The organism is Mesorhizobium sp. J18, assembly GCF_007829525.1.
Taxonomy (GTDB): Bacteria; Pseudomonadota; Alphaproteobacteria; order Rhizobiales; family Rhizobiaceae; genus VLJP01.
This window is the reverse complement of sequence record NZ_VLJP01000076.1, coordinates 1-5,375: the sequence shown is the minus strand read 5'-3', so window position 1 is coordinate 5,375 and position 5,375 is coordinate 1. Positions and strand designations below refer to the sequence as shown.

General features: G+C 57.4%; 5 protein-coding genes. All 5 read left to right on the top strand.

Translation table 11 applies throughout. The annotated features are described in order from the left end of the window. The coding region (locus L598_RS19695) for an integrase core domain-containing protein (protein ID WP_144865434.1) at positions 1-182 on the top strand (182 nt) is incomplete at its 5' end. A gap of 155 nt (positions 183-337) precedes the next feature. Continuing rightward, positions 338-832, top strand: coding sequence for a hypothetical protein (locus tag L598_RS19690; RefSeq protein WP_144865432.1), 495 nt, complete (start codon positions 338-340; stop codon positions 830-832). A gap of 313 nt (positions 833-1,145) precedes the next feature. After that, positions 1,146-2,867, top strand: a complete 1,722-nt coding sequence (locus tag L598_RS19685) for a type I secretion system permease/ATPase (RefSeq protein ID WP_246658850.1) — start codon at positions 1,146-1,148, stop codon at positions 2,865-2,867. Continuing rightward, positions 2,864-4,183, top strand: coding sequence for an HlyD family type I secretion periplasmic adaptor subunit (locus L598_RS19680; RefSeq protein ID WP_144865431.1), 1,320 nt, complete (start codon positions 2,864-2,866; stop codon positions 4,181-4,183). The genes L598_RS19685 and L598_RS19680 overlap by 4 nt, the downstream gene beginning before the upstream one ends. After that, the coding region (locus L598_RS19675) for a hypothetical protein (RefSeq protein WP_144865428.1) at positions 4,164-5,375 on the top strand (1,212 nt) is incomplete at its 3' end. The genes L598_RS19680 and L598_RS19675, both read left to right, overlap by 20 nt.

Genomic DNA, 5,375 nt, shown 5'->3' with positions numbered 1-5,375 from the left:
ACGCCCGCTTCCGCGATGAAATGCTGAATGGAGAAGTCTTCTACAGCCTCCGCGAGGCACAAATACTGATCGAGCAATGGAGGAAGCACTACAACACGAAACGACCACACAGCGCATTGGGCTAYCSCCCGCCAGCCCCGGAAACCATCCTTCCGATGGACCAAAGACCGGCGATGCACTAACTTTTAAAATGGACCACTCAAGTGGGGCTGATCACAGGGCAATATGCCACAGCTTTTATTTCCTTGTTGCGTTATGTGCTTCATGGTTATAATGGCTCTTGCCTCCTGATTTTCCGTAAACAGAAAGTTGGGATGTTAACAACAAGGAGTGTGTCATGCTTGGTGGTTTGTCTGGATTGCTTGGCGGCGTCGGGTCCCTTCTGCGGGGCGTGCATGATGTCGTCAATGACGTAGCGGAAACCGTATCACCCGGTTCCACAAGTGCTTTCACCACGACGGGAAATCTGATCGCTGACGATGGTTTGCTCGGCGACCTGATTACAGGCGTCGAACAGGGCGACCTGATCGGCGGCATTGCCAACAGCTACGGCAATATCGTAGGCCCCGGCGGTGTGATCAACAATCTCGCCGACGGCCATGGGCTGGGAGTTGAATCGCTGCTCGGGAATACGCTCGGTACGGCCGATGGTGTTCTCGATACGGTTGATGGCCTTCTTGGTGGTGCTACCGACGGTCTTCTTGGTGGCGTCACTGGCGACGATGGTCTTCTCGGCGGTGTGCTTGGCGGTGGCCTTCTCGGCGACGGTCTGCTCGGGTCGGATGGCGGCCTTCTGGACGGCGTCCTCGGCGACGGCGGCCTTCTGGGCTGATTTGCCGATTCTTGTCCCGGGGCGTCGTCCCCGGGACAATTTCTTACGAATGACATGAGAGGTGCCTGTCGTCCGCGGATGCGCCGCGAGATGGCATTGACGATTGTGGTGGCTTGTATTGCGCGCGCGTGCCGTGACCTTGCAGGCGCATGATTGAGCGGCGGTGAGCCAGTGGTCAATATCTCGAGTCGCCGGTTTCGGCTCGCAGAACCATATGGGAGCTTTTCTCGTTTGGCCGGTCGTGCGACCGGAGCCTCGTTTGTTTGCCTGTTCAAGCGGGTGAGGCAGGTGCAAGTGGCCTCGAGGGCTTCCGATGTTCATGGCTGACGCGAAGTCTATTTCCCGATCCACCGAGAAGCAGGCAGACCATGAGATAAATGCGGCCATAAAGTCGCTTCGGCTGCATTTCGCAATTGTCGGCATATTCTCGAGCGCGATCAATCTTCTCTATCTTAGTTCTCCGCTATACCTGATGCAGGTCTACAACCGCGTCCTGGTGAGCGAGAGCATTCCCACACTGGTCTTGCTGACCCTGATCCTCGTGATCGCCCTGGCCGTCATGGCTGTCCTGGATGCGGCACGGACACAGATCCTGATCAGATGCGGTATACTGCTCGACCAGAAGCTGTCCGGCCGCCTCTTTTCCGCGCTGGTGCAAAAGTCATCCCGGCAGGGCTTTTCCTTGGGAGCCCAACCTCTCCGCGAGCTCGACGAATTCCGGACTTTCATTACCGGGCCAGGAATCTATTTTGCGTTCGATCTGCCCTGGATCCCGCTTTATCTCGGGCTGCTTTATTTCATTCATCCCGTATTGGGTGTGGTTGCGACCATCGGCGCCATACTGCTGCTTGGGCTGGCTTTCCTGAATGAATTTGTCACCAGAAAGCCCATAGAAAATGCCCAGGGCTCGGCAAGGCGGGCTTTTACATTCACCGAAAACATCATGCAGCATGCCGACGTCATTCGCGCCATGGGGATGCAATCGGCTGTTGAACGGCATTGGCAGGGCAGTCGCATCGGGATGTTGCGCCAGCAGGCATTCGCCAGCGATCGCAATGCCTGGCTGTCCGCGAGCATAAGATTTGCCAGGCTTTTGCTTCAGTCCTTGATGCTCGGCACCGGTGCATGGCTGGCGCTGGACCATGCCATCATGCCGGCTACCATATTCGCGGCCAGCATCATCATGGGGCGGGCGCTAGTGCCGGTGGAACAATCCGTTTCTGCATGGAAACAGGCCGTTACGGCCCGTTTGGGCTATAAGCGGGTGCGGGATATCCTGAAGGAGAATCCTGCAACAGACCTGAAGACCATCGTTCCCGTCAAGCAAACCGCGCTCGAGGTCAAGGATCTCGCCTATCAGGCCATGGGCAGGAAAAAGCCGATCCTCGAAGGTATCACTTTCCGGATTGGGGAAGGTGAGGTGCTCGGGATCGTCGGCCCTAGCGGGTCGGGCAAAAGCACGCTTGCCAAGCTCCTGATTGGCGCTCTTCAGCCTTCGGCAGGCGAGATTTCCTTCGGCGGACTGAATTATAGCCATTGGGATCCACTGGAATTCGGCCGCATCACAGGCTATTTGCCCCAGGATGTCGGGCTATTCGCGGGAACGGTCCGCGAAAACATTGCGCGTTTCGGCGATCCTTCCGTCGAAGAAGTGATTGAAGCGGCAACTCTTGCCGGGATTCACGAGATGATCCTGAGCCTCCCGAAGCAATATGACACGATGCTCGGACCGGGGGGGCTCGGACTTTCGGGCGGGCAGCGTCAGCGCATTGGCCTGGCGAGAGCTTTGCTCGGTCGTCCGAAGCTTCTCGTCCTGGACGAGCCCAACGCGCATTTGGACGTGGCCGGAGAGAAGGCGCTTAGCGATGCCTTGTTCGTCATGAAGGCGCAGGGCACGGCGATTGTGGTGATTACTCACCAACCTGCAATATTGCGGGTGGTTGACACGGTCCTGACGTTGAAATCGGGCAGGATGGACAAACTGGGATCACCTGAATCATTCAGTTTCGTGCCGATTGAGGGGCTGACGGCATGAAGAAATCCGTTCGCACCGCAAGCTACAACATTCCTTACGATAATCCGCTGAAGCCTGCATCCTTGGGGCTGTCGGCGATTTTCCTGTTCATACTTCTGTTCGTGATTTGGGGCTATGCAGCCCCCTTGGCCAGCGCGGCTATTGCTGAAGGAAGCCTCCAGGTGCAAGCGCAGAGACAGGCGGTCCAGCATCCCTATGGCGGCGTGATTTCCCGACTTCTGGTCATGGAGGGCCAGCATGTCGAACGCGGGCAGCCTCTGGTAGAGCTGGATGGCACGGAAGCGCGGGCAAATCTCGAAATCGCAAACGCCGAAGTGGTCGCCTTGCTGGCGGAGCAAGCAAGGCTGATATGCGAAAGGGAGAATGCCGGCCCCGAATGCCTGGATCGATTCGAGGCCGAAAACCTGCATCGCTCCGGCATCGAGGAGGCGGTTGCCAATGAGCGGGCGGTCATGCTCGCGCGCGAGCTCCAATATGATGCCGAAAAGGGCATGCTGACCTCCAATGTGGTGCAACTTAGGGAAAAGATTGCGGGCTTGACTGCGCAGATCGAAGGCCTCACCGCTCAGGCCGAGTCGCTGGAGGAAGAACTGAAGGGGGCCAGACAACTCCTCGAATCGGGTTTTACGCCGAGGACGCGTGTTCGCGAGCTTGAAAGAATGTATGCCAAAGTGCTTGCCGACAAGGGTTCAGGTGTGGCAGACATTGCAGGCGCCAAACAGGCGATCAGCGAGGCGGAACTTGCTGTGGCCAAGCTGGATCGCGAACGAATCTCTGAGATAACGAATCAGATTCGCCGGACGCAGACCGCGCTTGCTGGCGCATTGCCGAAGCTCGATGCAGCCCAGGATGTCGTGAACCGGACGATCATCAAGGCGCCCGTAAGCGGGGCCATCGTCGACTTGTCCGTATTCACCGAGGGTGGCGTCATCCAGCCCGGCGACCGAATGATGGATATCGTGCCTGACGACAATCCGATAATAGTGGAAGCACGATTGCCTTTGTCCGACATCAATTATGTAAAGCCGGGCACGGAAGCGGATGTGCAGCTTGTCGGCATTCCAAGAAATGATCGGCCGCAACTGAGGGCCGAAATCATCAGCGTGTCCGCGGACAAGATAACTGATTCCCAGTCCGGATCGAGCTATTTCGCATTGCGGGCGAAACTGAACCAAGACGACCTTCGCAATTCGAAGGTCAGGCTACAGCCCGGAATGCCGGCCGAAGTGATCGTGACCACCAAATCGCGAACACTAGCCGGTTATCTTCTGGGACCCCTGTTGGATGAGATCGGCCATGCGTTTCGAGAACAGTGAGGCAACAATGTTCCATACCGCTGATAAAACAGGTGCAGGTAATGCGAATGAACGGCGGCTTCAATCCAGGGTCGATCCTGCCAAGGTAGCAAATTTCAAGACGGAAAGCAGCCTCGCTTTTACGTTGACCGCTGGCGCCTTAGGACTCGGAATCACGCTTTTTGAGAAAGAGGCTGCTGCGGCCGCTGTCAAAAATTCAACTGAGTTCGGTCTTGCGGCTGATGGTGCCGGGGAGGGTGCTCATCAGGGCGTGGGAGCGGGATCAGACGCCGATGGCAAGACGGCAGGCACGGATGGTTCCGTCGCCACGATGGATCAGCCAGTATCTGGTCAGAATTCTGGCGATCTGACCAAAGACGCAGGCGCATCCCAACCGGCGGAAATTGCTGCAGAAGCGTCAACTGATGCCGGTCAAGGCGGGCAAGAAACGCTTTCGGATAGTGTCACGGAGAAGACTTCGTCCGAGCATTCATCAGATATGGCTGCTGCCGATAGTGAGGAAAACGAAGGCGATCAGTCTTCCGCAAGCGAAACCGGTCAGCAGGAATCGTCGCAGAGTTCTGTTTCGGATGGTGATGCCAATGGTCTTGATGCTGGTCCGACTGCAGCAGAAAATCTAGTCGATTTAGTTGACGGCATCGTGGGTGGCATTGGAAGCCTCATCGGTGGTTTGCTCGGCGGTGGCTTGGACAACGGAGGCATTGGGCTTGTCGGCGATCTTGAGGATTTGACGGACGGCATCGCATCCACAGCAACGGGCAGCCTCGATGATGTGGTTAGTGAGGGCGTGACAGCAGTGACCGACGCGCTCGATGGCCTTGGCGCGATAGTAGCGGAAACAGTGGAAGATGTAGTCGGCGGCTTGGGTTCAACGGTCACAGACACACTCGATAACTTAGTCGATGGCATCACATCCACCGTGACGGGCACGCTTGATGGCCTTCTCGGGGGCTTGCTTGGTGGCGGCGACACCGGCCCTGTTTCGACCGTCACGGACACGCTGGATGGCCTGCTCGACACCGTGCCTTCCGTATTGACGGGCACTGTCGAAGCGGTCACAGGAACGCTCGACACGGTAACCGACGCTTTGGACGACGTGGTGGGCGGCATCACCTCGACGGTGACGGGCACGCTCGATGATGTCGTGGGTGACGTCGCCACGACTGTAACGGGCACATTGGATGGCCTTCTC

Coding starts and splice junctions, on each gene's coding strand:
- L598_RS19690 (WP_144865432.1), top strand. CDS start 338: ATGCTTGGTGGTTTGTCTGGATTGCTTGGCGGCGTCGGGTCCCTTCTG.
- L598_RS19685 (WP_246658850.1), top strand. CDS start 1,146: ATGTTCATGGCTGACGCGAAGTCTATTTCCCGATCCACCGAGAAGCAG.
- L598_RS19680 (WP_144865431.1), top strand. CDS start 2,864: ATGAAGAAATCCGTTCGCACCGCAAGCTACAACATTCCTTACGATAAT.